35 protein-coding genes are annotated in these 25,815 nt (G+C 62.3%); 32 read left to right on the top strand and 3 right to left on the bottom strand.

Annotated features, from left to right (window positions below; translation table 11 throughout):
- Positions 1 to 81: 81 nt before the first annotated feature.
- From ACO2Q4_RS14200 to ACO2Q4_RS14255, 12 genes are all read left to right on the top strand, one after another.
- Positions 82 to 360 (top strand): hypothetical protein, encoded by a 279-nt coding sequence (locus ACO2Q4_RS14200; protein ID WP_423320015.1) that lies wholly within the window; start codon positions 82 to 84, stop codon positions 358 to 360.
- Complete coding sequence (locus ACO2Q4_RS14205) at positions 353 to 763, top strand: hypothetical protein (protein ID WP_423320017.1); 411 nt, start codon at positions 353 to 355, stop codon at positions 761 to 763. The genes ACO2Q4_RS14200 and ACO2Q4_RS14205 overlap by 8 nt, the downstream gene beginning before the upstream one ends.
- A gap of 111 nt (positions 764 to 874) precedes the next feature.
- Entirely contained in the window at positions 875 to 1,210 is a 336-nt protein-coding gene (locus ACO2Q4_RS14210) for a hypothetical protein (RefSeq protein WP_423320019.1), read from the top strand.
- Positions 1,203 to 1,724 (top strand): hypothetical protein, encoded by a 522-nt coding sequence (locus tag ACO2Q4_RS14215; protein WP_423320021.1) that lies wholly within the window; start codon positions 1,203 to 1,205, stop codon positions 1,722 to 1,724. Before ACO2Q4_RS14210 ends, ACO2Q4_RS14215 begins: the two co-directional genes overlap by 8 nt.
- A gap of 64 nt (positions 1,725 to 1,788) precedes the next feature.
- Positions 1,789 to 4,068, top strand: a complete 2,280-nt coding sequence (locus tag ACO2Q4_RS14220; protein WP_423320023.1) for an AAA family ATPase — start codon at positions 1,789 to 1,791, stop codon at positions 4,066 to 4,068.
- Positions 4,068 to 4,559, top strand: coding sequence for a hypothetical protein (locus ACO2Q4_RS14225; RefSeq protein ID WP_423320025.1), 492 nt, complete (start codon positions 4,068 to 4,070; stop codon positions 4,557 to 4,559). Before ACO2Q4_RS14220 ends, ACO2Q4_RS14225 begins: the two co-directional genes overlap by 1 nt.
- On the top strand, positions 4,549 to 4,794 hold the full coding sequence (locus tag ACO2Q4_RS14230) for a hypothetical protein (protein ID WP_423320027.1): 246 nt from the start codon (positions 4,549 to 4,551) through the stop codon (positions 4,792 to 4,794). Before ACO2Q4_RS14225 ends, ACO2Q4_RS14230 begins: the two co-directional genes overlap by 11 nt.
- On the top strand, positions 4,791 to 5,000 hold the full coding sequence (locus ACO2Q4_RS14235) for a hypothetical protein (RefSeq protein WP_423320028.1): 210 nt from the start codon (positions 4,791 to 4,793) through the stop codon (positions 4,998 to 5,000). Before ACO2Q4_RS14230 ends, ACO2Q4_RS14235 begins: the two co-directional genes overlap by 4 nt.
- A 70-nt stretch (positions 5,001 to 5,070) precedes the next feature.
- The gene (locus ACO2Q4_RS14240) at positions 5,071 to 5,253 is read left to right on the top strand and encodes a hypothetical protein (protein ID WP_423320029.1); all 183 of its coding nucleotides are present in this window, start codon (positions 5,071 to 5,073) and stop codon (positions 5,251 to 5,253) included.
- Positions 5,250 to 6,380, top strand: a complete 1,131-nt coding sequence (locus ACO2Q4_RS14245; protein WP_423320031.1) for an ATP-dependent DNA helicase — start codon at positions 5,250 to 5,252, stop codon at positions 6,378 to 6,380. The genes ACO2Q4_RS14240 and ACO2Q4_RS14245 overlap by 4 nt, the downstream gene beginning before the upstream one ends.
- Complete coding sequence (locus ACO2Q4_RS14250; RefSeq protein ID WP_423320033.1) at positions 6,377 to 7,066, top strand: hypothetical protein; 690 nt, start codon at positions 6,377 to 6,379, stop codon at positions 7,064 to 7,066. Before ACO2Q4_RS14245 ends, ACO2Q4_RS14250 begins: the two co-directional genes overlap by 4 nt.
- A complete protein-coding gene (locus tag ACO2Q4_RS14255; RefSeq protein WP_423320034.1) occupies positions 7,063 to 8,058 on the top strand; it encodes a phosphoadenosine phosphosulfate reductase family protein in 996 nt (331 codons plus the stop codon). The genes ACO2Q4_RS14250 and ACO2Q4_RS14255 overlap by 4 nt, the downstream gene beginning before the upstream one ends.
- A 17-nt stretch (positions 8,059 to 8,075) precedes the next feature.
- On the opposite strand, the gene ACO2Q4_RS14260 is transcribed toward ACO2Q4_RS14255, so the two are convergent.
- Positions 8,076 to 8,996 (bottom strand): HNH endonuclease, encoded by a 921-nt coding sequence (locus ACO2Q4_RS14260; RefSeq protein WP_423320036.1) that lies wholly within the window; start codon positions 8,994 to 8,996, stop codon positions 8,076 to 8,078.
- Positions 8,997 to 9,022: 26 nt separating this feature from the next.
- On the opposite strand from ACO2Q4_RS14260, the gene ACO2Q4_RS14265 reads away from it, so the two are divergent.
- The gene (locus ACO2Q4_RS14265) at positions 9,023 to 10,147 is read left to right on the top strand and encodes a hypothetical protein (RefSeq protein ID WP_423320038.1); all 1,125 of its coding nucleotides are present in this window, start codon (positions 9,023 to 9,025) and stop codon (positions 10,145 to 10,147) included.
- Between the two features lie 77 nt (positions 10,148 to 10,224).
- Here the strand turns inward: ACO2Q4_RS14265 and ACO2Q4_RS14270 are convergent, their stop codons facing one another.
- On the bottom strand, positions 10,225 to 10,722 hold the full coding sequence (locus ACO2Q4_RS14270) for a hypothetical protein (RefSeq protein WP_423320040.1): 498 nt from the start codon (positions 10,720 to 10,722) through the stop codon (positions 10,225 to 10,227).
- Between the two features lie 170 nt (positions 10,723 to 10,892).
- On the opposite strand from ACO2Q4_RS14270, the gene ACO2Q4_RS14275 reads away from it, so the two are divergent.
- The 7 genes from ACO2Q4_RS14275 (at position 10,893) to ACO2Q4_RS14305 (ending at position 14,165) form a co-directional block, all read left to right on the top strand.
- Positions 10,893 to 12,047, top strand: a complete 1,155-nt coding sequence (locus ACO2Q4_RS14275) for a helix-turn-helix transcriptional regulator (RefSeq protein WP_423320042.1) — start codon at positions 10,893 to 10,895, stop codon at positions 12,045 to 12,047.
- A gap of 386 nt (positions 12,048 to 12,433) precedes the next feature.
- Positions 12,434 to 12,703: a hypothetical protein gene (locus ACO2Q4_RS14280; RefSeq protein WP_423320044.1), complete on the top strand. Its 270-nt coding sequence runs from the start codon at positions 12,434 to 12,436 to the stop codon at positions 12,701 to 12,703.
- Positions 12,703 to 12,885, top strand: coding sequence for a hypothetical protein (locus tag ACO2Q4_RS14285; protein WP_423320046.1), 183 nt, complete (start codon positions 12,703 to 12,705; stop codon positions 12,883 to 12,885). The genes ACO2Q4_RS14280 and ACO2Q4_RS14285 overlap by 1 nt, the downstream gene beginning before the upstream one ends.
- Complete coding sequence (locus ACO2Q4_RS14290; protein WP_423320048.1) at positions 12,882 to 13,286, top strand: hypothetical protein; 405 nt, start codon at positions 12,882 to 12,884, stop codon at positions 13,284 to 13,286. Before ACO2Q4_RS14285 ends, ACO2Q4_RS14290 begins: the two co-directional genes overlap by 4 nt.
- A complete protein-coding gene (locus tag ACO2Q4_RS14295) occupies positions 13,283 to 13,447 on the top strand; it encodes a hypothetical protein (protein WP_423320050.1) in 165 nt (54 codons plus the stop codon). Before ACO2Q4_RS14290 ends, ACO2Q4_RS14295 begins: the two co-directional genes overlap by 4 nt.
- Positions 13,444 to 13,632: a hypothetical protein gene (locus ACO2Q4_RS14300; protein WP_423320052.1), complete on the top strand. Its 189-nt coding sequence runs from the start codon at positions 13,444 to 13,446 to the stop codon at positions 13,630 to 13,632. The genes ACO2Q4_RS14295 and ACO2Q4_RS14300 overlap by 4 nt, the downstream gene beginning before the upstream one ends.
- Positions 13,633 to 13,739: 107 nt before the next feature.
- Complete coding sequence (locus ACO2Q4_RS14305) at positions 13,740 to 14,165, top strand: hypothetical protein (RefSeq protein ID WP_423320054.1); 426 nt, start codon at positions 13,740 to 13,742, stop codon at positions 14,163 to 14,165.
- Positions 14,166 to 14,193: 28 nt separating this feature from the next.
- On the opposite strand, the gene ACO2Q4_RS14310 is transcribed toward ACO2Q4_RS14305, so the two are convergent.
- Entirely contained in the window at positions 14,194 to 14,838 is a 645-nt protein-coding gene (locus tag ACO2Q4_RS14310; protein ID WP_423320056.1) for a DUF4145 domain-containing protein, read from the bottom strand.
- A gap of 107 nt (positions 14,839 to 14,945) precedes the next feature.
- Here ACO2Q4_RS14310 and ACO2Q4_RS14315 point away from each other — a divergent pair, with 107 nt between their 5' ends.
- From ACO2Q4_RS14315 to ACO2Q4_RS14370, 12 genes are all read left to right on the top strand, one after another.
- The gene (locus ACO2Q4_RS14315; protein ID WP_423320058.1) at positions 14,946 to 15,275 is read left to right on the top strand and encodes a thermonuclease family protein; all 330 of its coding nucleotides are present in this window, start codon (positions 14,946 to 14,948) and stop codon (positions 15,273 to 15,275) included.
- Positions 15,275 to 15,880 carry a hypothetical protein gene (locus ACO2Q4_RS14320; RefSeq protein ID WP_423320060.1) on the top strand — a complete coding sequence of 202 codons (606 nt, stop codon included), beginning with the start codon at positions 15,275 to 15,277 and terminating at the stop codon, positions 15,878 to 15,880. Before ACO2Q4_RS14315 ends, ACO2Q4_RS14320 begins: the two co-directional genes overlap by 1 nt.
- 59 nt (positions 15,881 to 15,939) lie before the next feature.
- Positions 15,940 to 16,956, top strand: a complete 1,017-nt coding sequence (locus ACO2Q4_RS14325) for a DUF4062 domain-containing protein (RefSeq protein WP_423320062.1) — start codon at positions 15,940 to 15,942, stop codon at positions 16,954 to 16,956.
- 459 nt (positions 16,957 to 17,415) lie between these two features.
- Positions 17,416 to 17,958 (top strand): phage tail protein, encoded by a 543-nt coding sequence (locus ACO2Q4_RS14330; protein ID WP_423320064.1) that lies wholly within the window; start codon positions 17,416 to 17,418, stop codon positions 17,956 to 17,958.
- 225 nt (positions 17,959 to 18,183) lie between these two features.
- Positions 18,184 to 18,687: a hypothetical protein gene (locus tag ACO2Q4_RS14335; RefSeq protein WP_423320066.1), complete on the top strand. Its 504-nt coding sequence runs from the start codon at positions 18,184 to 18,186 to the stop codon at positions 18,685 to 18,687.
- Positions 18,629 to 20,620, top strand: a complete 1,992-nt coding sequence (locus ACO2Q4_RS14340; RefSeq protein WP_423320068.1) for a terminase gpA endonuclease subunit — start codon at positions 18,629 to 18,631, stop codon at positions 20,618 to 20,620. The genes ACO2Q4_RS14335 and ACO2Q4_RS14340 overlap by 59 nt, the downstream gene beginning before the upstream one ends.
- A gap of 3 nt (positions 20,621 to 20,623) precedes the next feature.
- The gene (locus tag ACO2Q4_RS14345; protein ID WP_423320070.1) at positions 20,624 to 22,282 is read left to right on the top strand and encodes a phage portal protein; all 1,659 of its coding nucleotides are present in this window, start codon (positions 20,624 to 20,626) and stop codon (positions 22,280 to 22,282) included.
- Entirely contained in the window at positions 22,282 to 22,542 is a 261-nt protein-coding gene (gene gpW, locus ACO2Q4_RS14350) for a gpW family head-tail joining protein (protein ID WP_423320072.1), read from the top strand. Before ACO2Q4_RS14345 ends, gpW begins: the two co-directional genes overlap by 1 nt.
- Before the next feature lie 3 nt (positions 22,543 to 22,545).
- On the top strand, positions 22,546 to 23,880 hold the full coding sequence (locus ACO2Q4_RS14355) for a S49 family peptidase (protein ID WP_423320074.1): 1,335 nt from the start codon (positions 22,546 to 22,548) through the stop codon (positions 23,878 to 23,880).
- A gap of 38 nt (positions 23,881 to 23,918) precedes the next feature.
- Complete coding sequence (locus ACO2Q4_RS14360) at positions 23,919 to 24,311, top strand: head decoration protein (RefSeq protein ID WP_423320075.1); 393 nt, start codon at positions 23,919 to 23,921, stop codon at positions 24,309 to 24,311.
- 46 nt (positions 24,312 to 24,357) lie between these two features.
- Positions 24,358 to 25,398, top strand: coding sequence for a major capsid protein (locus ACO2Q4_RS14365; protein ID WP_423320077.1), 1,041 nt, complete (start codon positions 24,358 to 24,360; stop codon positions 25,396 to 25,398).
- Positions 25,398 to 25,814 (top strand): hypothetical protein, encoded by a 417-nt coding sequence (locus tag ACO2Q4_RS14370; protein WP_423320079.1) that lies wholly within the window; start codon positions 25,398 to 25,400, stop codon positions 25,812 to 25,814. The genes ACO2Q4_RS14365 and ACO2Q4_RS14370 overlap by 1 nt, the downstream gene beginning before the upstream one ends.
- Position 25,815: the final 1 nt, after the last annotated feature.

The following is a 25,815-nucleotide window of genomic DNA, read 5'->3' on the forward strand; positions in this document are numbered from 1 at the left end:
TTACCCAACTATGGCTTGGGCATCATGAACGCCTTTGATCCCACATACAGAGAGACCCTGGTCTCCAGAATGGACCGCCTCATGGCTGTGCTTCAGCAACGAGGCCTGTCCCAGACGTTCCTGAATGACGTCACGCGCGGCGACCGCGCTTGGACCAGAGACTATCGCACCCGCGATCCCCGCGTCGGTACCTTTGACGCGGTCTTCGCTCGCCTGTCGGCCATCTGGCCGAAAGACCTTGCGTGGCCGGAGGATATCCCGCGCCCGCCCCCGTCGGAGGTCGAGCCCGAGGTCATGGCAGAAATCGCCGACCGGCTGACCAAATCGGCGTCTTCCAACATGGAGCACGACAATGGCTGAGAACCTGAGCAGATCGGGTGGCGACGCGTCCTTTGACGCCGCCTCCTTCAAGAAGCACATCAAGTCCGTCAATGCCGCCAAGGCAAAGGCCACAGAATTCAACGGTGAAGCCGGAGCGCTGACCAAGGAGTTCGTGGAAAAGCGGAACTACGACAAATCCGCCTTCACTTTCATCTCGCGCCTCGCCCGCAAGGAGACCGCTGACGCCCAGGCCACCGTCGCCGCGGTCGTCACCTATGCGCACGCCATGGGCTTCTTCGACAGCTCGGACATGTTCCAGGACCACACCAAGGCCATGCGCGAGATCCTCGACAAGATCGACGCGGGCAAGGCCGGGTCCGGTGCGGCGACCGTCCGCAAGCTGGCCAAAGCTCAGGAAGAGGCAGGCGCTACCGCCCACTGATTGCCGCCCGGCCCCGCCGCTCGCCCACAGGCTGGCTGGAGTGGCGCGCGGGCCGCGGCATGTGGGGCCGGCACCTCCTTCCCGCCGGTCCCGAAGGGGGCGACGTCGATCATGCGTCGCCCCCTTTCCATGAGAGCAACCGAGATTTTCGCCATGCATTACCAGATGACGATCCGCACCTTCAGCAAGGAAGGCGACCCCGGCGAGGCATGGTTCGTCTTCGGGCATGACGCGCCCTCGCTGGGCGCGCTGCATGAGAAGCTGATCGCAGACGGCTGCCTGCTGGGCCGCAGATACGACACCCGCCCGGCTGGTGAGGGCGTCCGCAAGGTGCGCCGGTCGATCCCGGTCATCCTGTCCCGCGACATCGTCCTGCAGGTCACGCCCCTTCCCGATGCGCTGCGCGATACCGACGGCACCGTGATCCATGAGGCCTGCGATGTCTGAGGATATCCTGTTCCTCGACCTCGCGACCCAAATGGGATGGTGCGAGGGCGCGCCCGAGGCTCGCCCGGTCAGTGGCACGATGCGCCTTGGCCGCAAGGGTGCCACCGACGCTGAGGTCTTCGGCACCATGATGGCCTGGATCGGTGATCGCCTGAGCGAGAAGCGGTACGCCCGCGTCGTCTTCGAAGCTCCAGTCGGCCCGGGTATGGCCGGCAAGACCCAATTCAAGACCGCACGACGTCTGGGCGGTCTCTGCGCCATCGTCGAGGCCGTCTGCCATCTGACCGGACACCCCGTCTATCAGGCTTCAGCCAGCAGCATCCGCAAGCAGGTGCTGGGCGATGGCCGTCCGGAGAACCCGAAAGAGGCGGTCATCGCACACGTCCAAAGCCTGGGCTTCCAGCCGAAGGACGACAACGAGGCCGATGCGATCGCGGGCTGGCTCTATGCATGCGCCGTCCAAGATCAGAAGGACCCGCCCCTGCTGCGCAAATCGCGCCGCAAGGCTGGCTGATTGATTACCCGGCGGGCGATCCCGCCGGGCCGGACCGACCGACAATTTTAGGGACGAGGGCGCTGTGGCGGCCGAGAGAGACAAGTTTTCACATCATGCGCGCGCGGTGGCGCTGGAATTGCTCGGGGAACCGAACAAGCAGCTGTCCAGCCAGCACGAGCTGAGATTCGGCAAGGCCGGGTCGGTCAGCGTGGATCTGGAGAAGGGCGCCTTCTTCAATCACGAACAGAAAGAGGGTGGCGGTGTGCTCTGGTTTATCCAGCAGCAGACCGGTGCCGCCGTCGAGGGCGGCGCGGCAGTCCAATGGCTGCGTGACCATGGCTATTACGTCGAAGACGACGGAATGCAGCAGCGCCAAGCGGACCGCCCGTCCCAGCGTCTCGATCCGAAGGGCAACTGGCTGCCCCAGCGCGTTCCCGATCATGGCCGCCTGACCGCGACCTATGATTATCGCGACGCGCGCGGCGACGTGGCGTATCAGGTCTGCCGGTTCGACTGGACCGTCGACCCCGAGGTCAATCCAAAGGGCCACGAGAAGACCTTCGTCCAGCGCCGCCCGGATCGCAGCAAGAAGGACGGCTGGACCTACAAGACGCAGGGCATGACGGCCCTGCCCTATCGCCTTCCCGAGCTTCTGGATGATCTGGCCGATGGCCGGACCGTCTTCGTCGTCGAGGGTGAGAAGAAGGTCGACATGCTGCGCGACCTTGGTGTGCCTGCGACCTGCAACCATGGCGGCGCGGGAAAATGGCCGTCAGAACTCACAGAGCATTTCCGCGGCGCGGATGTTGTGATCCTGCCGGACAACGATCCGCAATCGACCCTTCCCGACGGCTCCCTGAAAAACCATCCGGACGGGCGGCCGGTTTTCCCGGGTCAGGATCACGCAAACCTCGTCGGTCGCAACCTGTCGGATGTCGCGCGTCGGGTCCGAACCTTGGAAATTCCGGGTCTGCCCCTGAAGGGCGGCGTCGATGACTGGATCCCGGCCGGTGGCGACGCCGAGCAGCTTTACGACCTGGTGGACGCTGTCGCGAAGCCATTCGAGGCAGCGCCCTTCACCAGCAGGTTCGGCGCGGTCGAGTGGCTGAACTTCGACGCCCCCGGCGCGAAGCACGAATACCTGATCAAGGGCGTGCTAACCCGGAACGAGCTTTCCTTCCTTCTCGGCGAATCCCAGTCGGGCAAGAGCTTCATCGCGATCGACATGGCCATGGCGGTCGCGCGCGGCGTCGAATGGTTCGGACACAAGGTCAGACGTGGTGGCGTGATCTATCAGGCGGGCGAAAGCGCGGCCGGCGTCCGCCGCCGCCGCTTTCCCGCCTATCGTCAACGGTTCGAGTGTTCCGGCTCGCCATTGTCCGTGGTCCTGCTGGAGAAGCCTGTCGACTTCTACAACAGCGACGAGGAAGTCGACGCCTTTATTGAAGAATGCCTGCACTGGAAGCGGACCTTCCGCGATCCCCTCGAACTGATCGTCATCGACACCTTCAACAAGGCGACGCCGGGCGCGAACGAGAACGACGGCAAGGACATGGGCGTGGTGCTGGAGCGCTGCGACCGGGTCAAGCGCGCGACGGGCGCGCATGTGATGCTGGTCCACCACCTGAACGCGGGCGGCACCAAGGCGCGCGGCCACACCTCCCTGTTCGCGAACGTCGACAACGTGGTGACGGTCAGACGCTGCCCGGACCGCACCGACGACGACAACCGCCAGGTCCGTGAATGGGTGCTGTCGAAGCAGAAGGACGGCGAGGACGGGGTGAACGGCAAGTTCGTCCTGCCCTCGATCGTGATCGGCAAGGACGAGGACGGGGACGACATCACCTCGTGCACCGTGTCCGCTCCATCGACCAGACCCGGTGCGGTCGAGCCGGATGATCCCAGCGGGATCACCATCTCGCCCAGCCACTCCGTATTTCTGCGCGTCATCTATGACGCGATCAGTGCGAAGGGCACGCTCGCTCCTGTCGATCTGGGCCTATCGCGCGGCGCAATGGCTGTTGACCGGGTCGACCTCTGGAACCGGGTCCGCGAGGTTTATGAAGACGACCCCGAGGACCAGAACCCAGGCGAGACCCCCGAAGAAGCAGCGAAGCGGAGAGCCGCCAACCTTCGACAGCAGATCAAACGGTCGCGGGATCATCTCTACCAGAAGGGTGTCCTCGACACGAAAGACAACTGGTTCTGGCTCACCGGCAAGAACGTCAAAGGCTTCGAGGAAGCCCCCGGCCTGGGTGACGCGGCCAAGAGAAGGCGCTCACGCAAGAAGCCAGACGCCGTGCCCTCCGATGAGTCCTTCACCCCCAGCAACCTGCCATTCAATCCGGAGGATTTCGGCTGATGCATCAGACCCCTGATGATGTCTGGACCCCCAGCCGCGTGAAAGAGACGCTGGCAGAGGCCATTTCATGGGCTCGCAGACATGCCGGACCGGTCGGCCCGGCGCCGATGCGCGGCTCAATGCCCAACTTCAACCCAACACTGGAAGACCACCTTGAGGAAGGCTGGGGCATCCCCGAAGCCGCGGGTGATGACGAAGACTGGACCAAGCCGATCGAATTGCCGATCGATCCCAAGCGGGCGGACTTTCTCATGGCATCGCTGACGTGGGTCGGGATCTTCCTGATCAACGATGGCCATCCGGTCACGGGCAAGATGGTCAGTCTCTGGATGGCTCATTCGGTCAGCCGGAACAATCGCGCCTTCGACGCGGCCATCAAGCGGGAAAAGGTCAGCCGGGGACACGCCTATCGCCTGCGCGACCGCGGCTTCTCCCTGATCGCCCAGCGTCTCACTGCGGCTGGCATTCCCTTTGAGCGCCATGAGCGCTGAGCCCCGGCCGATGACCCTCGCGGAACAGGCATCGTTGATCGAATGCCGCCTGCGGGCATGGGTCGAGCCCAAGCACGAGGATCGGGTTGCCGGCTGCCCGATCTGGCTGACCGCCCAGGACGCCGAAGACATGAAGACCATCGCGAAGACGCTTCGCATCCTCGGGATGCATGGGGCCGATGAATATGTCCGCGCCAAGGTAGCGCGCGAACGGAAAGAGCGGGCCCGGAAATGAATATCGGTTGGGAGATATTCCGCACCGGCGGCGCGATGGTCGTCCGCACCGTCTACCTGCGCGGCGGGCGCAGGATTGTCGTCGTCGATCGCGCCAAGAAGGTGCGTGCGGCCATTCGCGCGCTGGCTGCCAAGGGTCACACCCCCGGTGAGATTACTGTCCTGATCGGGCGTCCGGTGGATTTCGTGGTTGCGCTGTTGGTTTAAATCCAACTTCCGTATTGCCGGTTGGCTTCTGTTGGATTAAATCCAACTGATAGCAAGGAGCCACCCCACCATGATGACCGCCGAAGATACCAGACGGCTGTATCGCGATCCGGGCGCCCGGGCCGATGCGCTCAAGATCATCGAACAATCCATCGCCACAATGAACAGCTGGGCCAGCCTCTCGCCCACCGAGGCGGCTGAGAGGCGCGAAACCTGCAAGGGTCTTCGCGCGGCGGCCGAGGTGCTGAAATGATGCACTGGTCCCCCCAGCAGGCCGCCGCCCTGTCATCCGTCTCCGTCTGGCACCAGCAGTGCTGGTCTGAACTGAAGATCGGCCGCCCCCTTTCCCGCCCCATCATGCGCGTCTTCGGTTTCGCTGGTACGGGAAAGACGACCCTTGCCCGGCATTTCGCCGACGGCATCTCCGGCGTGACCTGCTATGCCGCCTTCACCGGCAAGGCGGCGCTGATGATGCAGCGCAACGGCTGCGCCGATGCCTCGACCATCCATGGCTTGATCTATCAGGTCATCGAGCGGGAAGACGGCTCGGTCTATTTCGCGCGCAACCTCGACAGCCCGGCCAAGGATGCCTCGCTGATCGTCGTCGACGAATGCTCGATGGTTGACGAGGAGATCGGCCGCGACCTTCTGGCCTTTCGCGTCCCGATCCTCGTGTTGGGCGATCCCGCCCAGCTGCCGCCGGTCAATGGCGCCGGCTTCTTCACCGAAGCCGAGCCGGACGTGATGCTGACCGAGATCCATCGTCAGGCGCGCGACAACCCCATCATCCAGCTGGCGACCGCGGCGCGATGCGGCGACCTGATCAAGCACGGGGAATATGGCCGCAGCCGCGTGGTCGAGCGTGGGACGTTGGAGGAGGAAGAGGTTCTGGCCGCAAGCCAGATCCTCGTCGGCAAGAACGCGACACGCCGCAGCTACAACGCCCGCATCAGACGCCTTCTCGGCCGAGACGGGTCTTTCCCAGAAGTCGGGGACCGGCTGGTCTGCCTGCGCAACGACAAGCCCTGCGGCATCTTCAATGGCGGTCTGTTCACGGTCATCGACGGCATGGCCAAGGCGCGCGGCAAGCACATCACCATGCTGGTAGCATCGGACGATTTCCCCCACCGGGCCGCGATCAGTGTGAAGGTCCGGAAGGAGTTCTTCGACGGCGAACCGGACCAGATCAACTGGAAGGAACTCAAGGGCACCCAGCAGTTCGACTACGGCTATGTGCTGACTTGCCACAAGGCGCAGGGCAGCCAGTGGCCTGACGTCATCGTCTATGACGAGAGCGGCACCTTCCGCGAAGAGGCAAAGCGCTGGCTCTATACGGCGATCACCCGGGCGTCTGACCGGCTCACCTTGGTGACCGGATGAGCAAGAGCCTATTTCGCGCGATCAGCGGCCAGGGGCGGCGTGAAGTGGACCCGGGCATGTTCTCGGACCTCCCAGAAGCGAGAAGACCGCAGGAAGGACGTCGACCGGAAGACTTCTACCGCACAGGCCAGCCGGAGGCGATCCGCGCGTTGCTCGCGCGCGACGGCGACCGAATCCGCGCGTCCGGCTCGGTCTGGGAACCGGCCTGCGGCGACGGCGCTCTGGTCATCCCGATCCGCGAGGCCGGCATCCCATGCAGCGCATCCGATCTGATCGACCGCGGCTGCCCAGACAGTTGGCTGGCCGACTATTTCACATGCCTGCGGAGTCGGGCGAGAGCGATCATCACGAATCCTCCCTACAAACTGATCAACGCCCGGGATGGCCACGGCCGATGGTTGCGGCACACGCTCGCCATGCCGGGCTGGGATTATCTCGCCCTACTTCTCTCTTGGGACTGGCCTGCGGCACGAGCCAATGGGCTGGGTGAGCTGCTCGATGAGCAGCCCTTTTCCTACTGCTACCTGATGCGCTGGAAGCTGGACTTCACCGGTGAGGGTAGCCCGCCGCAGCGCAACGCATGGTTCGTCTGGGACCGGCTCGACACTGGTCGCGCTGAGCCCGGCTTCAGATGGCTAGACCGCATTGACGGTCGGCAAAAACCTCTCTTTGGAGGCGAGCCGTGAGCCAGCACATCGTCAACGTCTCAGGCGGCAAGGACAGCACGGCGACCTACCTTCTGGCACTCGACAGCGGGCGCTCCTTCCGCGCCGTCATGGCCGACACCGGCAACGAGCATCCCGACACGATCGAATATGCCGCCCGCCTGGGCGAGCGCACCGGCGGGCCGCAGGTCGAGATCTACCGCGCCGACTTCACCGAGCGCATGGCAAAGAAGCGCGCGTTCGTCGCTGCTAAATGGCCCGAGATGGACATTCCCGCCGCGACGGTCGAGCGCGCAATCGCCGCGTTGCAGCCGACCGGCATCCCCTTCCTCGACCTGTGTTTGTGGAAGGGGCGTTTCCCGAGCCGCCGCGCGCAGTTCTGCACCGAGTTCCTGAAATCGGACGTGATCGGGACGCAGGTGATCGACCCCGCGCGCCGGGCCGGGCCCGTGGTGCAATGGCTGGGCGTGCGCCGAGCCGAAAGCATCGCGCGCCGCAATTCGCCCATGTGGCAGACGGTCAGGACACCGGGCCTGCACACCATGCGCTTCTATCGCCCGCTGATCCATTGGTCGGCGCAGAACGTCTTTTCCTATGCTGCAGCCCGCGGCCTCGATCCGAATCCGCTCTATCTGCAGGGCATGGGTCGCGTCGGGTGCTTCCCTTGCATCAACGCCAGCAAGGCCGAGCTTCGCGCCATCGCCACGCGCTTTCCCGAGGCTTTCGACCGCATCGCTGAATGGGAAGCGATCTGCGCTGAGGCGTCAAAGCGCGGCGCTGGAACCTTCTTTGCGGCTGACGTGACGCCTGAAGGTGCGGCCCTCGCCAAGCGCATTAGCAGAATCGAGGACCGCGAGGCCCGCAATGCTGCCAGCGCCGCCGCGCCCTGGCCGAATGCCCGCAAGGTGGCCGAGTGGGCGCGCACGGATCGGGGCGGCAAGCAATTCAACTGGATCATCGATCAGGCCGATGACGGCCTGTCCTGTTCATCTCAATACGGGCTTTGCGAATGAAACACCGAGATCGATTGTTATTGCGTCGGTTCTTTTTTCTGAACGATACGCAACATGTCATCGTTGAGAACTTGCCTCCCGGCGCCATGGTGCGCCTGGCGATGGCAGTTCGGACAAAGGCCGATCATAAAGCGCGGATCATCAGGTCCACCATCGGTCAGCCGCCTGATGTGATGCGCCTCAAGGTATGGCGAGCCGTTTTCGCGTGTAAATGGCGCAGCCAGGTTACAGTTTTCACATTTACCACCGGCACGGGCGAACACATACGTGCATATCAGCCGGCTTCGCTCAAATGCGGTGGCGATGACTTGCGACCGGAGCGGGTCGGCTTTCGCGGCCTGGATCGCACGGTCGCGCAGTTCGTCCAGATCAAACTGAGCCGGGACTTCGGCTTGTTCGTCAGCTGCTACGAGAGCATCGATCTGCCGAAGCTCGAAAACGATGGCCTTCCTCATGGTGTCGGAGCTGTCTGGTGCGTCGGCATAATGGTAGGCCTCGAAGACGAACTGACCCTCGAACCTAATCCCGCCTCTGACCTTCCGGAAAAGCAGAAGATCTCGCCCGTCTTCCGCATGGTCGCGAATTGCACGGTTTCCCCGGAGCATCTGCATATCCCCGACCTGACCCTCTCCGGAATACTCGAATACACCGTCTTCCCGCATCCGGTCAGAGTATCCGTGGGAGATGCCCTCCTCCCCAGTCACGATGAATATCGGGTAGCTCCTATCCGCCGGGGTCGTGATGCCACCCTGACGTTGGCCACCAAATCTCTCGTGGATGTCAATTCGGCGATTGTAGACCGCCCCCTTCTCGAACCCCCAGACCACGCCCGCCTCCCGCTGATTGCCTGCCGCAGACGAACACTCAGTCGCCATACCCATCACGCAAACTGCCCTGATTGGTTGAATACCTTCAAGTTTCAATCGCACAGAGGGCATTCGGGAATTCAGCTTCGGAGGACAGCATGAACCTGCACATCGTCACACCGATCTTCCACGATGAGTTGCACAAGATGGCCTCCGAGATGTTGCGGCAGGGTCGCCTATGGCAAGATCTGGCCCAAGGCCTGCACGCCCTCGAAAACCTGACGGGTCAGAAGATCGCGCTGGTGGACGCCGCACAGCTGCGTGCGGACGCCACCATCGTTCCACCTTCGGTCGAGACGATCACCGACGTTCTCGATTTCGATCCGCCGCCGCCACTCACCGATGCTGATTTCCCCATGGTCGAGCCCGTTTCCCAGGAAGACGAGGCGCCCTCTGCCGAAGAGCTGGCGGCCTTGGTCGAAGAGCCCGCGCCAGCCCCGACCGAGCCAGAACCGCAACCCGAACCGCAACCTGATCCTAATCCTGCAGCCGTCGACGCGATCACGCCGGTCCCTCCCCCAGAACCCCAACGATCAGGAGAGGAAGTGCAGGTGCAGATCCGCGAGATGCTGATGATGAGGTATTCGGTGAGCCACATCGCCAAGACGCTGGGCTGCACGCCGGACGTGGTGAGGGCGACAATTGCTGCCGATAAAAAGGCGAAGAACAAGACGAGCGCGCGCCCGTGGTCGGATGACGATCTAACCGTACTTGCCCACCTTCGCGCGCAGGGCAAGGACAACATCGCCATCGGCCGCGCGATGAATCGGACACCGGGCGCGATCCGAGACCGCATCAGACGGCTGGAGGCCCAGACTCAGATAGACGAGCCGCAGACGGTACAGGAGGACGCACCCCGCCCCGAGGCCGCACCCGATCCCGAACCCCTGGCCCCGCCGGCTCCCGAAGCCCCGCCCGCGCCTATCGATCCCCCTGCCCCTGTCGACTTCGGTCCGACCCTCACCAGACGGCAGAACCGGCTTGTCGATCACCTGAACCGCCTGCCGGACGATTTCGAACCCAGTGACGACCTTTACCTGGTCGAAAGTCTCGCGAGCCGCGTCCCAATCGACGTGATGTGCGATCAGTTGGGTTGCGACCAACCCACCATCAAGAATCGATACCGTGCGATGCTCATTGAGGAGATTACGACCGCTAAAGGGATCATTACGATCGACGGTCAGGCGGATCTTCTGATCGCCCTGCGCTATCGCGTGCAGTAGGAACTGGGTTTCTTCAAAACCCTCAGGATCGCCGCACAATCGTGCGACGATCCACACGTGCGTACCTCGGACCGAAGCTAGGAATCTTTTCCACAAATATCAGCGTGTACGTTGCAGCTGACGTGGCCCAGCATATTCGAAGCCCCACTTCCGGTATGACAGTAGAGTTTGATATTCAGTGCCCGCTGGATGATCATGTCGTCATCTTCTTGGATCACCACCAGTTGAGGGGAGTGAACAGACCACCCCTTTGCACCCCCCTGCGTTCCCCCGGCAAGGATCAGTAGACCCTCCGGAACATCGCCATCGGACATCACGGCGCCTGCGTCACCGCCGGCCCATTTGCCACCACTCTGCACATAGTTGCGATCGAGCTTGTAGTGGGGAGGGAATTTGACCTGCACCTGGACAGCCTGCACCTTAGCTTCTGAATTGTTCGCGCTTGCTTCCTTGTACGCTTGGCCAAGATGGGTGAAGCCTGACGGGCAGTTTGCGGCATAGGCTTCCGTGACAAGTCCGGTCGCAAACGGCACAACGAGAGCAATCGCGAATGCGCGCTTTACATGCTTCCTCATTTTCGAATCTCCATCAAATGATATACTGGTTACTGCGGTGATTTCCGCGACTCTCATCATCACGCTTGGCACAGGCCGACACATGACGCAGTTGCGCTATCTTCGCTTTCGAGCCGAAGTTTTTTTTCAGCGGAGCAATTTGGCCAAGCGCCCAGAGCAGAGGTATCAGCGTGTCCTGGCATTCCATCGAGAAATTGAACTCGCTGATCGATAACCTCCACTGCTCTGCCCTCGACCCGACGCATTGGCGAGAGTTTGCTTTGGCGCTCGACAAGACCTTGGGAGGCTCCGCCACATCCCTTCATGGAGTAGAGATAAGCACCGGAACGATGTTTAGCTCAACGTTCGGCGATGTCGACCTTGGGACAGCGAAAAAATTCTTTGACTACTACTATGCAATCAATCCCTTAGAAGGATTCGCACTGAGGGCCATAGAAGGAATTGCCCGACCATTCTCATCGCAAGTGCCGGATGAACTGGTGCTAAGGTCCGAGTTCTACAACGACTTAATGCGACCAACTTATGATCTCTTCGGCGGCGGGGGATTGAAAGCCCGAGCATTTGGTACACGCAGCTTGGTAGTCTCCGTTACCGTGCCGCGTCTCACCCGCGAACAAGCGGAAACTAGGGCTGTTGAACTCCTAAGTTTGCTTGAGCCGCATATATCTCATGCTTTCCACGTGAATGAAGTTCTCGCTGGCCTCTCCGCCCGTTTAATTGATTTCCAAAGCGACGAGGACCCTTGCTTAGAGGGCGCGGCCGGAGGCGTCATTATCACTGACGCCGACCGCTTGGTTGCATGGGCAACAGATGGCATTCTTGGACAGGCCACATCCATCGCCAACACCACGCTGCTGGGAAAGCTATCCTTTCGGGATCCTGTTCTCGAAAATTGGGCGGCACATTTTGCTCAGGGTATCCGACGTCGGCATGGAGACAAAATTCCTTCGTCACTAAAGGTGACAAGTGGAGGAGAAGCATGGACGGTTCGAGCCCTGCCCACGAGCGATCGGTCGATACTTTCTCCGGCTTTTCCAGCGGGATATGGCATCTCGAAATGTCAGGATCGGCAGATAGCCTTCATTCTCTCGCGAGACCAAGCATTTGTATCTCGAGAGCAGAGACTGTGCAGGAGGTATGGCTTGTCCCGCGCCGAGGCGAGCATCGCCATCATGATAGCTGAAGGTCACGAAACCCGCGAAATCGCAGATATACGACGCACCAGCTTGCACACCGTTCGCAATCAAGTCCGCACGGTCCTCAGCAAGATGGACGCGCGAAATCGACGCGAAGTGACGCGTGGCGTCCTCCTTTCACGAGGCTGATCACCCCAACTCTGGATAGTATCCGCATGGATCTCTGGCGCGCATAGCAATTGTTGGTTTTTATCCAACTGCCCTCTTGAAACCAATTTGCTGTTGGGTTATTTCCAACTCATGAGAGGCGCGAAACACAGTCCTCTCGCGAACGAACCGAGAGGCCGAGCATGTTTCGAACATTAGAAGACCCCCGATGCCGCGGCAGACCGCAGGTCGCCGCCCATCACCTCGCCTGAAGAATTCCCCCGCGCTACCCTCGCCACTGTCCCACCGGTTCCCCCGGTCTTAGCGCGGCACCTGGCCCCCGGCATCTCCACCACACCCCGCCGGGGACCTCCTTTCCTCCCTGCCCCCCGACACATCCGAAACCCTTCGCTGATGGACACGCATCCATGAGAAGACTTTCGCATATCCAATCTCAGGCCGAGAGAAGAAGAAGATCCTCGGCGTATCCCGAACCCGTCGTCGGCCCGCGCTGGCGCTGCGACGTCGCGCTGCTCTGCACGGCGGCCTTGGTCATCCTGATGGTCTTGGCCGTCTGGCTTTTCCTGCACTTCGACTGGTCCGCGATGTTCGGGCCGTCCCACCTGATAGACTTCATCGCCCCGACGGCGCGCCAGGCGCGCGAGGCTGGATGGGTCAACATCGCGGAGGGGCTGTGATGGGCCAGAGCCCCGACCCCACCCCCGAAACTATCGACTGGCGCATGGTCCTGCAGAACGAGCATCTCGGCTGGTCCGAGGATGCGATCCGGGAGGCGACCGCGCTGCGCGACGCCGAACTGGGCGCCGATGACGTCTGTCCGACCTGCGGCCAGCGTCTTTCCGAGGAGAGAAGAAGATGAAGGATGCGCTCGCCAAGATCGCGCGGGTCCTGAACTCCGGTGCCGAGTACCGGGGGTGTCCCGATGGGACAGGTAAACTGTGCTTACCGGTCGCCGATCGCAGCACCGGCATAGCACTGATGCGCGATGCCCGCGCCGCCCTGTTCGATCTGCAGCACATGGCCCAGATCGAAGCCCACCGCATTACGGCCGACCCCGTCCCGACCCTCCGCGCCTGCCCCTTCTGCAAAGCCGAAGGAGACGAGCATGTGCAGCTGCGCGAGACCGTCCATCATCTGGATGTCGGGAGCTATTCGGTCGGCTGGTCGATCTTCTGCATCAACTGCGGAATCGAGATGTCTGACGAATACCGGGACGCGCTCGTCGCGCGCTGGAACGGTCAGGAAGGCGGTGCATCGTGACCCGCAAGATCGACCAGGTCCGCACCATCTTCGGCGCCATCATCGCCGATGTGAAAGACAGCCTCGACCACGAGGACGAGCTGCTGCTCGCCCGGATCGATCGCCACCGGCGGCAGATCGAGGCCACCATTCAATCCGACCAGAAGGAAAGAGCCGCATGAACGGTGATCCCGACACGCTGCAAAAGCTGAAGGAAGCGGCCGATGATCTAGCGGCGGTGGATGACAACCTCCTGCGGGCCATCGCCGTGCTCGCTGCGCACGGTCACCTCCAGATCATCCCGGTTCGCCCCGAACTGTTCGGTGCCAAGTCCCGACCGATGATCGTCCTGCCCGAACGAATGTAGAGCGGATGCTGGCGCTCTTTCCCGACGGCCGAGCCGATGGTTAATCGCATCGCCTGCTGCATGCCCGGCTGCCGCCGCACCTGTCTGAATAAGCGCGGGTGGTCGGAATGGATCTGCCAAAGGCACTGGTCCGCCGTCCCGAAGGCCATGCGCCGTGCCTATTCCACCGTGAAGCGCCGCCGGAAATCGGAGGTGGCCATCGATCGTATCTGGCGGCGCTGCAAGAGCGCCGCCCTCCACGAAACGCTCATGGGGTTCTAAAAATGACCACTGAACGACGCATCCCCGAAACCATATCGGCCGCCCTCGCGACAACCGCGTCAGGCTTTGGCGCTGTGATTGATGGTGTACTGAATATCAGAACGGTTTCCGAAACCCAGAATGCTGCCGCCGTGAACGCGGCCCATCTGAAAGGGCTTCACGTCATGCTCGTCTGCCATGACCCGGATTGCGCTTGCATCGTCCGGGCGGTGATCCAGCGATATCCAGACATCAAGATCGTTCCGGTGCGCGTGGAGGTGCAGCATGACTGATCGGCCACCAATTGCTACCCCCGGTGGCCTATTCGACAACCCTCTGCTTTCTCGCCTTTACCGCTTCGACGCGTGCCGGGAGATCAAAGATGTAAATAAGCAACAAGGTGGCGCATTCCGCGGCCAATTTTGCCTCGTCTTCAGTGGGGTCGACGTCCTCATGTATGTCGTTTCCAAAGTCACGGACGCTGTGCATGAGTTGGATCAGGGCCTCGGGGATCGAATACTTCTTCGCAAAAGCTTCGATTTTCTTGAACAAAGTTCCCTTCGAGGCAGCATCTTCTGTATCCAGATTGCGCAAGGACCTCTCAAGCGAGGTCCGATAGGCTGCGACGGCGCTTCGGTAATGCCGTGTGGCCAGGTGCTCCTCGCCGTCCAGATATGCTCGCCTCACATTCTCGGGAAGATTCGGGACCTCGCGAGGCCGAGGGGGCAACGGGTGCACATTGCGGAGATCAAGTTGTTGGGCCTCCTGCCATGGGAAGTTGGAGATCAGGTCCGAGCCAGCGTGTTCTTTCCGAATCTTAAGGTTCACAACAAAGATTACTGCACCTCGGTTGCAGTAATTGCAGGTCACGAAGGCGGTCGCTTGGCTCTCATCAAACGGAACAAGACTACGGAGATTTCCGCCCTGGAGCACACGACAGTTCGGGCAAACAAATTTGATTTCCATCAGGATTCCCACGCCACGATTCTCTCTACGACATCCTCCGATCTACTCGCACATGAGCACCGTGACGAGTTCACTCGCACCGCTGTACTGATATTGGTGGATGGCCGATGATTACACTGCTTGCCGTCACTCTCGTCGCCAACATCCATGTGCACGACGGAGATACCATCGGACGCGGCAAGGACCGCATCCGCATCTGGGGGATCGACGCGCCAGAGTTGACCGAACCGGGCGGCCCGGCCAGCCGCGCCCACCTCCGCAACTTGATCGCCGGTCAGCGCCTGACCTGCGACCTGATCGATGTCGATCGATACGGGCGGCGCGTCATGCGCTGCGTCCTGCCAGATGGCCGCGATGTCGCTTGTGAAATGGTCGCCGCCGGCGCGGCCGAGGACTGGCCGCGATATTCGGGCGGCCGATATCGGAGTTGCGAGTGATGAACGCCCCAGCCCCAACCCTCACCTGGCAGCAATGCCACGCCGCCGGTATGACCGCGCCCGAGGCCGCCGCGGCGATGGGCATGAGCGAGTTCACCGCCTATCGCTGGGCGCGCAAGAATGGCGTCAGGTGGACCAACCGGAAGCGCGGTTCCAGCCGCGAACACATGGTCGCAATATCACGCAGCAAGGCGCGGCTTCAGGGCATCAGACGCGCCGCAGAAAGGCGCAACAAGATCCCGATCAATGGCTGGACCTGGGCGCAGCTATTCGAGGCTGGCTTCACCGGCCCCGAGGCCGCGCGGGTCCGCGGCATGACGAAGGAATCGGCCTATGCCTGGGCCGATCGGCGCGGGCTGGAATGGCCCCAGCATCACACCGATCCGCGGCGCAACCCGGCCGCGGGCCTCAGCCCCGAAGAGCGGGCATTCTATGACCGCCTGACGGGCTACAACTGGACTTCGGAGGAGCGGCTGCGGATCCTCGGCCGAGAGGATCTGATCAAGGGCCGGATGCTGGGTGATCCGATCCAGCATGTCGCGCGGATGATGGCGGAGGATGCGGCGCGGGCCAGCGCGCGGCTCAAGGCCTCGGCTGCCCGCTGAACCGTCTGGCAGAATCACCAGGCAGGGGAATACGGTCCGCCTGATGCACCAACTTGGATATGACCGACACCGTGGCCCAGAAGAAGTACCAGATATTTGTCTCATCCACCTTCAAGGACCTCATCGAGGAAAGACAAGCCGCGATCAAGCATATCCTCGATATGAACCACATTCCTGCCGGGATGGAGCTTTTCCCTGCGACTGACAGCGAACAGCTAGCTTACATCAAGAAGGTGATCGACGAATGCGATTACTATCTGCTCATACTGGGGGGAAGATACGGTTCTCTTGACCAAGATGGTGTGAGCTTCACGGAGCGCGAGTACGATTACGCGGTAGAATCCGGAAAATTTGTCATCGCGTTCATCCATGGAGCACCCGATGATATTCCGGGCTCCAAAACTGATAGAGATCCCGAACTAGCTGCTCGCCTTGTCGCCTTCAGAGAGAAAGTCAGCAAAGGCAGAATGGTCAGGTTTTGGAAGGAGAAGGCTGAACTGGAACTTCTCATCCTAAAATCTCTAATGAACGCCATCAACAATCACCCTCAGGTTGGATGGGTGCGCGCCGATACGTTAGCAAGCGATGATCTAATCACTCAGAACAACAATCTTTTAAAAGAGAACGCCAGCCTAAGGGCGGAACTCCTAGCCAAATCATCTGCTGTGGAGGCACGGTTTGAGGATATTGCCGACCTTAGCGACCAATACGAATTGACCTACGAAAACGCCTACTGGGATCGGCATGCCAACAGGACCGCGCATCGAGAATACCAAAGGACCGTTACCTGGAAGGACATTTTCCTTGGAATAGCGAGCGTCCTAGAACAGCCGAAAACAGATTCCGTAATCCTTGCGGGCCTCCAAGCAATGGGAGAGATGGCAGAGATTTCGCCGAGAATATTTAAAATTAACGACCTAGAGAAGACCCGCATAAAATTGCAACTTCAGGCCCTCGGCCTGATTGAAGCTAGACATGCGGGAGCAGTCGGCGGTGGAGTTTGTGAGTTCCTGTCACTCACTCCGGCGGGGCGTGCGCAGCTAATGAACGAACTTGTCGTTCGCAAGCAAGAATAGTTACCGGAAAAATAACAGTAGCTTACCATAGAACAGTGACGACCCGTCACGTCACTACCGTGTCACGTCACGCAATCCGCGCCCTGAAACCGTCTGTCTCATAGTTATTTCCAATGCCGCTGATGTGATTCGGAAGGCGCAACATACGATCTGACCAGCAAACGCTGGCCATTCGCTTTCCCGCCGACGCGGGGCCATTTTTCCAATGCCACCGAAGTTACTTGCGATCCACCCCGGTTTTGGCCGATTTCCTCGCACAGGGGCCACGCGTGCGGCCTCTCTACAGGGGGTAAGGGGGTGACAGGGCCTTCAAGGCCATGTCAACCCCGGTTACTTCTCTACCAGCTCTACCAGCATCTCTTACTGTTACTGTAGCTAGAGCCGAATCGGCGCAGTGACGCTGACGCGCGCTTGAAGCGCGCATCATCCGCTTCATCCCTCAGCGAGAAGATCCTCCCAATGGCCAGTGCGCATATCCGCGAACTGAATAAAGAGCGCATCGTCTTCGAGGCAATGGTGAAGCGCGCCAACAGTAAGCAGGCCAAATTGGCAATGGTCCGTGCCATCAATCACGAGACGGCCAAAGCACATACCCAGGTCAAACGGGTATTGCGGGACGAGACAGGAATTAAATACGGCGACATCAACAGCGCCGTTAAAAGAAAGCGAGCAAGCGTTTCCAGTCGAAGGTTGTCATCGGCGATTATTGCCCGCGGCGGAGCAATGCCCCTGAAATACTTCGCAGCGCGTCAATTCAGATATGGCGTTCGTGCCAAGCCCTGGAATAGAGCCCAGCGGTTCGACGGAGCCTTTATCGTTAAGACCCTCAGTGGCCACGTCTTCAAGCGGTCAGGCAAGAAGCGCCTGCCCATTGAAATGCTATGGGGTCCATCTCTCCCCAAGGAGATGCTGCGCGAGAAGGCCGTCAATGCCTTCAACAAGGCCACCGATCAAATCCCTGCCCGAGCTGTCCACGAAATCACGCGGATTATCGAGGGCTGATCCCTTCCCTCCTGCGTCCGGCCGCGCCCCTCATCGAAGGGGGCGTGCCTGATCGCGCACCCTGCGCCCCTCCGAATGTGTGTTGAAAATGCAACATTCGACCCACCTACCCCCGGTAGGGACCGAAAATCAAGGGCTTAGCGTGCGGGGCCGCCGCACCCCGATATTTGAGCGTTTTTCGTTCTGTGGAAAACGCGCTTCGCTTCGCCTGAAAGGCCGCTGACCATGCCGAAAACCGACCAGCCTCAGCAGCCGATCACGCTTAGCGTCACCGAGATTGCGGCCATGACCGGTCGCACCGTTCGCTGGGTCCAGAACCTCGCGAAGGATCAGGCGATCGAGAAGGATGGGCGCGGGAAATACCGTCTCGCCAGTGTGCTGGCCGGGCTGGTCTCGCACTACGAGGCCATCATCGAGAAGGGTTCGAAGAGCGCCGCCGCGAGCCGCGTCACCGATGCCCGCGCCGAGGAGATCGAGCTTCGGTTGGCCGAGCGCCGCCGTGACCTGATCCCGCAAGAGGACGCCCTTGCCGTCGTCGACCTTGTCGCGGGCGAGGTGAACAAGCAATTCACCGGCCTGCCGGCGCGGATCACGCGCGATGTGCGCCTGCGCCGGGACATCGAGGCCAAGCTGAATGAGGCAAAGCAAAAAATCGCAGACGCGGTCCGCGATGCCCGAATTCTTGCTGCGACGGGTCGAGACCCTACTGACCCCGACGCCGCTGATTGAGCCCGACGAGTGGGGCGCGGCCAACAGGGAATATCCCGAGACGAGTGGCAAGCCCGGCATGCGGGACCCGTCAATCACAGCCTACATGATCCCCTTCGCCCGCAAGATCCACGCTGGCACGCATAAGCGCTGCGTCGCTGTGACCTCTGCCCAAGCCGGGAAGACGGAGACGTTCCTTGACTGCATGGGCGCCCGGATCGATCAGCGCCCTGCCCCGATCCTCTACGTCGGCCCGTCAAAGGATTTTGTTTCGGACCAGTTCGAGCCGCGCCTGATGGAGCTGCTGGACCAGGCCAAGACGCTGAGGGCCAAGGTAGCGCGCGGCAAACGGAACAAGAAGTTGCTGAAGATCGTCGGCGGCTGCCGTGTTCGTCTCGCCTATGCCGGATCATCGACCTCGCTGAAATCAGACCCGTTCGGTCTAGGCTTCGTGGACGAGTACGACGAGATGATGTCGAACATCAAAGGACAGGGGGACCCGCTGGGCTTGGCGGAAGCGCGCGGCGACACCTATGCCGATTTCGTCACCGCGGTCGTCTCGACCTGCTCGCAAGGGCTGGTCACTACGGAAACCGACCCGGTCAACGGTCTGGAAATGTGGGCAGTCGGCGACCCGGATAACATCCAGTCGCCGATCTGGAAGCTCTGGCAGTCGGGCACGCGCCACCACTTTGCCTGGGCCTGCCCCCACTGCGGCGAATACTTCATCCCTCGCCTGAAGGATTTGCGCTGGCCGAAGGGCGCGACCCCGGCGCAAGCGCGACGCGAGGCGTACCTGCAATGCCCGCAGGGGTGCGCAGACCCGATCCTCGAACACCACAAGCCGGAGATGATCGCCGGGGGCGTGCAGATTGCGCCCGGCCAGACGATCGAAGAGGCGCGCGAAGGCGTCAATGAACCGGACAGCGACACCTGGTCGTGCTGGACCTCGGGGCTATGCAGTCCCTTCGTCAGCTTCGGCGACCGGGCCGCGCGCTATCTCGTGGCACTTGCCACGGGTGAGGCCGACAAGATCCAGACGGCAGTGAACGCCGGTTTCGGGGAATGCTACGATCCGGCGTCCGGCGCTGATGCCCCGGATCATGAGCATCTTCTGAAGACGAACCGGCTGCCATATGCGCGCGGGACCATTCCCGCGGGGGGTATCCGCCTAGCCATGGCGGTCGACGTGCAGGCCTTCATGCTCTACTACGTCATCCGCGCATTCGGCGCCCGCGGCACGTCGTGGCTGGTAGACCACGGGCAGTTGCATGGCCCGACCGCTGGCGACGAGGTCTGGGAAGACCTTGCCGACCTGATGATCACCCCGATTGCCGGGATGCAGATAGAGAAGGTCTTCATTGACTCCGGATACCGGCCAGGTCGGAAGGACATGGTCCCGGAACATAAGGTCTATGAGTTCTGTCGGCGCTGGTCGTGGCTGTGCAGCCCAGTCAAGGGCAAGGATGTTCAGCACCCGCCGTATCGGGTGTCGAAGATCGAGGTGAAGCCTGACGGCAAGCGAGCGCGCTATTCGCTCGATTTGGTCTGGCTCTCCACCGACTTCTTCAAGTCGCTCGTGACCGCGCGGATGATGACGCCTCCCCCTGCATCGGGGTCGTTCTATCTGCACGCCAATACCGAGGAGGACTATGCCAAGCAGGTCACCTCCGAGGTGCGGATGATCGAGAACGGCAAGCCGGTCTGGAAGCAGCGGTCGAAGGACAACCACTATTTCGACTGCGAATCCATGCTTGCCGCCATCGGCTACACCCTGAACGTGCAGCGCATCCCCGAGGGGGTGCGCCGCGATGTCGAAGACGACGAGGACGGAGCACCGCCGGAAGCGGCCGCGTCCCGCCGTCGTGATCCCGCTCCGCCTGCTGCCGCGCCGGTGGCGCAGCATTCCCGGCGCGAGCGCTTTGCCGCCGCCTCCCAACGCATGAACAGGTGATGAATGGCAAAGACGGACAAATCGGCAAAGGCGCGGCTGCTGGCTAGCGCGTCGTCGTCGTTGAAGCCGCATGCCGCCGCGCCGGACAAGCTGCCGGGCAGCGCGGCCAAGGCTTATACCACCGGCTATATGCGGGGTGGCAGGTCGGTCGCGATGAACGCGTGGCATCCGGGGCTGCGCGAAGCCCAAGACGATGTCGCGGCGGCCTGGGACAAGGCCGCCGCACGGGCGAACGATGCGATCATCAACTCGGGCTGGCTGTCCGGTGCGCTGGAGCAATGCGTCGCAAACGTCGTCGGCACCGGCCTGCGCCTGAAGGCCCAGCCGGAAAACGAGCTATTCGGCATGTCGAATGCGGACGCGCGCGCCTGGTGCAAGCTGGTCGAGCAGCGCTTCGGGCTCTGGGCCAACCGACCCGAGGAATGCGACGCGGAAGGCAAGCGGACCTTCGGGCAGCTGCAGGCAGCAGCATTCCGGGGCTGGATGGCCAGCGGAGAGATCCTGAGCGAGGTCGGCTGGAAGGAACGCGGCTGGACCCGATATGGGACGAAGGTGCGGGTGATGCCTGCACACCGCCTTTGCCGAGACAGCGACGACATGCAGCGCCTGCACACCGGCGTCTATGTCGATGACGACGGCGCCCCCATCGCCTACCTTACCCAGAAGCGCAGCCCGATCATGGGTTGGGCCAAGAAGCGGATAGCGGCGCGCGACGCTTACGGCAGGCTGCTGCTGGGTCACTTCCACGACGGCCCACTCGGCTCGCATAGGGGAATCGGTCCGCTCGTCGCGGTGCTGCAGGTGGTTCGACAGTTCGATGACCTGTCCGATGCCACCCTTGCAGCGCAGATCCTGAAGACGCTCTGGGCGGCGGTGATCGAAAGCCCCGCGCCCACCGAGGAGTTCCTGACCGGCTTCCTGACCGACAAGGAACGTGCCCTCATGCAGGTTAACGGCGAAGCGCCGATCGACGCCTATTTCGACATGCTGTCGGGCTTCTACGACGCATCACCGATCAGCGTCGGGCAGAATGGTCGCGTCGGGCACCTGATGCCCGGCGACAAGTTCGAGCTGAAGACCCCCGGCGCGCCGAGCGGTGAATACCAAGACTATGCCAACGACCTGAAGCGGGAGATCGCGCGGGCCTTGGGCATGACCTTCGAGAGCTTCACCGGCGACTATCAGGGCGCGTCCTACAACTCGATGAGCTATGGGACGACCGAGATCTTCGAGGTGACGAAGAAGCGGCGGACCGACCTAGTCGCACCCTTCTGCCAGATGGGCTACGAGGCCTGGCTTGAGGAGGAGATCGATCGCGGGGACATTCCCTTCCCCGGCGGAATCGATGCCTTTGTCGCCAATCGCGCGGCGGCGAGCCGGGCCTTCTGGCGGGGATCGCCCAGGCCGATCCCTGACATCCTGAAAGCGGCCAAGGCTTATGAAATTCTGGAGCGCACCGGGGTGGCCTCCCAAGGCATGATCGCGGATGCGATGTTCGGGTCCGACATCGAGGACGTCTATGCCCAGCGTGAGCAGGAGGCCGAGCTTCGCAAGGAATACGGCCTTCCCGAGCCGTCCTACATGAACGCCGCGGGCGGCGGCACAGGCGCCAACCCTATCGGGAATGACGATCCCGATGATGAACAAGAGGACGACGCCTGATGCCGCTGATCATCGACGAGGACGATCCGTGCGACGCGGCCCGCCAGCTACGGGCGCTCTATTACCAGCTTCTCGCCGGCCAAGCGGTCAGTGAGGTCGAATACCAGTCCGGCTCGAACGGGGTGCGGCGGAGGGTTAAGTATACCTCGGCCAATGCCGCGGGGCTGCTGGCCCTGATCCAGAAATTCGAAAGCGATTGCGCGCTGATCGATGGCCGAAGGCCAAGGCGCTTCGGCATCGCGACAGGCGGAAGGTTCTGAACCATGAACGAGACAGTGATCGGGGCGCCCAATCGGGCGCCCCTTCTGCATCTGGCTGAGCGGGCACTGAATCGCCCCCTGATCATCCACCCCGACAAGGCTGCCATCATCATGGATGTCTTGTCCGGGAGACTGGGCATTCAGGGGCCGGAGCTTGGCGCGCTGTCGCCCGAGGCAAACCGCTTCATGGGGTCCAGCCGGCGGGACGACGGCAGTTATTCGGTCAATCGGATCGCCGGCGGCGTTGCCATCGTTTCGATCGTCGGCACCCTGGTCAACCGAGGCGGCTGGATCGGGGCGAGTTCCGGCCTTGTCAGCTATGAAGGCATCCTGACGCAGCTGCGCGAGGCGGCCATAGATGCCAGCGTCCATTCGGTCATCCTCGACATCGACACGGGCGGCGGCGAAGCGGGCGGTATCACGGCGGTCGCGGCGGCTATCCACGACCTGAAGCGGTCCAAGCGCGTCGTCGCAGTCGTGAACGACACCGCAGCAAGCGGCGGGTACTGGATCGCCTCGGCCGCCGACGAAATCGTCGTGTCGGAAACCTCGATGGTCGGATCGATCGGCGTCGTCGTGCTGCACGTCAACCGCGCGGGCGAACTCCAGCAGAAGGGCTGGGACGCGACCTTCATCCATGCCGGGGCGCATAAGGTTGACGGGCACTCGCTCGGTCCGCTCCCCGCCAGTGTCCGGGCAGACGTCCAGGCAGCAATCGACACCCTCTATGACGGCTTCGTCAAAGGGGTCGCGGCGGGGCGCGGCGCGCGCCTCTCCGAAGAGGCGGCCCGTGCCACCGAGGCGCGGGTCTTCCATGGGCAGGCGGCCATCGCGGCTGGTCTGGCCGACCGGCTCGGAACCTTCGAAGGCGTCCTTGCCGAACTTCAATCGCGGCGCACCGGACCGGCTGGCCGCCAACCTCCGAAAGGAACGCGCATGAGCGCCGACAACAACACCCAGCCGGGGGTCGATACCGGCATCACCCAAGCGGCCCACGATGCGGCCGTGACGACGGCCCGCGCCGAGGGCGCCACCGCCGAGCGCGCGCGGATCAAGGCGATCATGACCAGCGAGGCGGCGGCTGAGCGTCCGAACCTCGCCCAGACCATTGCCTTTGAAAGCGACATGAGCGCCGAAGCCGCCGCTTCCATCATCGCGGCCGGTGCCGTCGAAAAGCCGAAGGCGCAGACGCCGCCGCTTGCGGATCGCCATGCAGCCGCTGGCACCGGCGCGGGCGCTGAAGGCCCGGGCGGCGCGGAGGCTGCGGCCAACGCGATCAAACCCGGCGTCATGAAGAACGCCGCCGCGAAGGTCGCGGAGCGCCGCGCGGGCAATTAACCGCCCTTCCCCATCATTCTCTCTGAAAGGACAGAGACATGCCCCCCATTGTGGATAACGGCAATCGCCCGACCGCCTGCATTCTGAGCGAGGCGGAAGGCACCCGCTCGCGAGACAACATCGTCATCGCGGCGGGCTCGGGCATCATCGCCCCGAACACTGTCCTGGGACTGATCACCAGCGGCGCCAACCAAGGCAAGTACAAGCCTTCGCCGCTGGCGGCTGAAACCCCGGACATCGGCAACCAGACCGCCAATGCGATCTGCCTCTATGGCGGCGATGCGACCACGGTCGACATCCGCGTCGCCGGCCTGACCCGCGACTGCGAGGTCAACGGCAAGACGCTGATTTACGCGCCGTCGGTGGCGACCCCGGCCAACAAGGCAACGAAGAACACGCAGCTGAAAGCTGCCGGCATCATCGTCCGCTGATCCACCCCAACACCTGCCCGACGGGCGAACCAAGAAAGGGATGCAGATGCATCTGAATATTTTCAATGAGGACGCGTTCTCGCTCGTCGAGATGACCGACGCGATCAACGCGATCCCGTTCAAGCCCGGGCGCATTGGCCAGATGGGCATCTTCAGCGACAACCGCCTGACCACGACCTATGCCTCGATCGAGCAGAAGGCCGGGGTGCTGCGTCTTGTCCCCCCGACCCCGCGCGGTGGTCCGGGCGTCACCCTGGAAAAGCGCGGGCGCAACCTGCGCATGCTGGAAATCCCGCACTTCCAGATCAATGACGCAATCAATGCCGACGAGGTGCAGAACATCCGCGCCTTCGGCACCGAATCCGAACTGGAGACGGTGGCGGCCAAGGTTGCCGAGCGGCAGGGCGAGCATGTCGACAGCTTCGACGTGACCGAGGAATACTGCCGGATGGGTGCGATCAAGGGCATCGTCACCTATCCGACCGACGAGAACGGCAACGTCGTCCGCCCGGCGCTGAACCTCTTCACCGAGTTCGGGATCACCGAGCCCGACCCGATCGACTTCGACTTCTCCGCAGCCGACGGCACGCTGCTGAAACAGGCGAACGGGATCATCCGCCTGATGGGCAATGCCTTGGGTGGAACCATGTTCAGCCGCGTCCATGCGCTCGTCGGCGACGAGTTCTATGACGATCTGCTTGCATCGCCTGAAGTGCGCGAGACCTTCCGCAACACGTCGCAGGCCGAATGGCTTCGCACGCAGCAGGTCACGCATGGCATGCAGGGTGCCAGCTGGGGCGTCTTCGAGTTCGGTGGGATCGTCTGGGAAAACTATCGCGGCCAGGTCGGCACCGAGGTCTTCATCGAACCCGACGAGGCGCGGTTCTTCCCCGTCGGCGTGCCGGGGCTGTTCAAGACCTATCGCGCTCCCGCCGACTACATGGACACGGTCAACACCCTTGCCCGTCGCCTGTATTCGAAGATCTGGCCTTCATCGAACGGCAAGCGCGCCGAGATGGAAGCGCAGATGAACGCGCTGCAGATGTGTCTCCGCCCCGGCGTTCTGCTGGAAGGCCGCGCGGTCTGATGGACCCGCTGAACCCGTTTGCCCCCCTTGACGACGCCATGGCCGCTGCCTGTGAACAGGCCTTCGGCATCGCGGTTCGGATCGAACCGTGGGCCGATGTGGGGGGCTACGGCGACGGCGGCCCGGATCCTGATCGCCCGCCGCGCGCTGTGGTGGGCATCCTATCGTCGGCACCCCGGATCGAGGGTGCCGGCGGCCAGGGGCGGAACGAGTTCGGAGGTCCGGGCAAGGTTTCCGGGCAAACGGTCGTCGTGGGCCTCTCGGCCGCGACGATCCGGTCCCTGCCCTACGAACTGCATCCAGGCGACCGGATCGTGCTGCCGAACGTGCAGCCGCCCTATCCGACCACCTTCGTCATCTCGCGCCTGCTGCCGACAGACCTCGGCGAGTTGGAGCTTTTCTTGAACGAGGCCTGAC

The sequence above is a fragment of the Paracoccus sp. KR1-242 genome (assembly GCF_049446195.1).
In the GTDB taxonomy this organism is placed as follows: domain Bacteria; phylum Pseudomonadota; class Alphaproteobacteria; order Rhodobacterales; family Rhodobacteraceae; genus Paracoccus; species Paracoccus broussonetiae.

What these genes read in the sequence shown, in the direction of transcription:
- ACO2Q4_RS14260 (WP_423320036.1), bottom strand. Translation starts at nt 8,996, where the DNA reads ATGCCCTCTGTGCGATTGAAACTTGAAGGTATTCAACCAATCAGGGCA.
- ACO2Q4_RS14215 (WP_423320021.1), top strand. Translation starts at nt 1,203, where the DNA reads ATGTCTGAGGATATCCTGTTCCTCGACCTCGCGACCCAAATGGGATGG.
- ACO2Q4_RS14325 (WP_423320062.1), top strand. Translation starts at nt 15,940, where the DNA reads ATGACCGACACCGTGGCCCAGAAGAAGTACCAGATATTTGTCTCATCC.
- ACO2Q4_RS14235 (WP_423320028.1), top strand. Translation starts at nt 4,791, where the DNA reads ATGAATATCGGTTGGGAGATATTCCGCACCGGCGGCGCGATGGTCGTC.
- ACO2Q4_RS14270 (WP_423320040.1), bottom strand. Translation starts at nt 10,722, where the DNA reads ATGAGGAAGCATGTAAAGCGCGCATTCGCGATTGCTCTCGTTGTGCCG.
- ACO2Q4_RS14360 (WP_423320075.1), top strand. Translation starts at nt 23,919, where the DNA reads ATGCCCCCCATTGTGGATAACGGCAATCGCCCGACCGCCTGCATTCTG.
- ACO2Q4_RS14340 (WP_423320068.1), top strand. Translation starts at nt 18,629, where the DNA reads ATGCCCGAATTCTTGCTGCGACGGGTCGAGACCCTACTGACCCCGACG.
- ACO2Q4_RS14290 (WP_423320048.1), top strand. Translation starts at nt 12,882, where the DNA reads ATGAAGGATGCGCTCGCCAAGATCGCGCGGGTCCTGAACTCCGGTGCC.
- ACO2Q4_RS14345 (WP_423320070.1), top strand. Translation starts at nt 20,624, where the DNA reads ATGGCAAAGACGGACAAATCGGCAAAGGCGCGGCTGCTGGCTAGCGCG.
- ACO2Q4_RS14205 (WP_423320017.1), top strand. Translation starts at nt 353, where the DNA reads ATGGCTGAGAACCTGAGCAGATCGGGTGGCGACGCGTCCTTTGACGCC.
- ACO2Q4_RS14330 (WP_423320064.1), top strand. Translation starts at nt 17,416, where the DNA reads ATGGCCAGTGCGCATATCCGCGAACTGAATAAAGAGCGCATCGTCTTC.
- ACO2Q4_RS14225 (WP_423320025.1), top strand. Translation starts at nt 4,068, where the DNA reads ATGCATCAGACCCCTGATGATGTCTGGACCCCCAGCCGCGTGAAAGAG.
- ACO2Q4_RS14305 (WP_423320054.1), top strand. Translation starts at nt 13,740, where the DNA reads ATGGATCTGCCAAAGGCACTGGTCCGCCGTCCCGAAGGCCATGCGCCG.
- ACO2Q4_RS14285 (WP_423320046.1), top strand. Translation starts at nt 12,703, where the DNA reads ATGGGCCAGAGCCCCGACCCCACCCCCGAAACTATCGACTGGCGCATG.
- ACO2Q4_RS14240 (WP_423320029.1), top strand. Translation starts at nt 5,071, where the DNA reads ATGATGACCGCCGAAGATACCAGACGGCTGTATCGCGATCCGGGCGCC.
- ACO2Q4_RS14310 (WP_423320056.1), bottom strand. Translation starts at nt 14,838, where the DNA reads ATGGAAATCAAATTTGTTTGCCCGAACTGTCGTGTGCTCCAGGGCGGA.
- ACO2Q4_RS14355 (WP_423320074.1), top strand. Translation starts at nt 22,546, where the DNA reads ATGAACGAGACAGTGATCGGGGCGCCCAATCGGGCGCCCCTTCTGCAT.
- gpW (WP_423320072.1), top strand. Translation starts at nt 22,282, where the DNA reads ATGCCGCTGATCATCGACGAGGACGATCCGTGCGACGCGGCCCGCCAG.
- ACO2Q4_RS14370 (WP_423320079.1), top strand. Translation starts at nt 25,398, where the DNA reads ATGGACCCGCTGAACCCGTTTGCCCCCCTTGACGACGCCATGGCCGCT.
- ACO2Q4_RS14230 (WP_423320027.1), top strand. Translation starts at nt 4,549, where the DNA reads ATGAGCGCTGAGCCCCGGCCGATGACCCTCGCGGAACAGGCATCGTTG.
- ACO2Q4_RS14365 (WP_423320077.1), top strand. Translation starts at nt 24,358, where the DNA reads ATGCATCTGAATATTTTCAATGAGGACGCGTTCTCGCTCGTCGAGATG.
- ACO2Q4_RS14300 (WP_423320052.1), top strand. Translation starts at nt 13,444, where the DNA reads ATGAACGGTGATCCCGACACGCTGCAAAAGCTGAAGGAAGCGGCCGAT.
- ACO2Q4_RS14280 (WP_423320044.1), top strand. Translation starts at nt 12,434, where the DNA reads ATGAGAAGACTTTCGCATATCCAATCTCAGGCCGAGAGAAGAAGAAGA.
- ACO2Q4_RS14245 (WP_423320031.1), top strand. Translation starts at nt 5,250, where the DNA reads ATGATGCACTGGTCCCCCCAGCAGGCCGCCGCCCTGTCATCCGTCTCC.
- ACO2Q4_RS14210 (WP_423320019.1), top strand. Translation starts at nt 875, where the DNA reads ATGCGTCGCCCCCTTTCCATGAGAGCAACCGAGATTTTCGCCATGCAT.
- ACO2Q4_RS14320 (WP_423320060.1), top strand. Translation starts at nt 15,275, where the DNA reads ATGAACGCCCCAGCCCCAACCCTCACCTGGCAGCAATGCCACGCCGCC.
- ACO2Q4_RS14265 (WP_423320038.1), top strand. Translation starts at nt 9,023, where the DNA reads ATGAACCTGCACATCGTCACACCGATCTTCCACGATGAGTTGCACAAG.
- ACO2Q4_RS14200 (WP_423320015.1), top strand. Translation starts at nt 82, where the DNA reads ATGGCTGTGCTTCAGCAACGAGGCCTGTCCCAGACGTTCCTGAATGAC.
- ACO2Q4_RS14315 (WP_423320058.1), top strand. Translation starts at nt 14,946, where the DNA reads ATGATTACACTGCTTGCCGTCACTCTCGTCGCCAACATCCATGTGCAC.
- ACO2Q4_RS14335 (WP_423320066.1), top strand. Translation starts at nt 18,184, where the DNA reads ATGCCGAAAACCGACCAGCCTCAGCAGCCGATCACGCTTAGCGTCACC.
- ACO2Q4_RS14250 (WP_423320033.1), top strand. Translation starts at nt 6,377, where the DNA reads ATGAGCAAGAGCCTATTTCGCGCGATCAGCGGCCAGGGGCGGCGTGAA.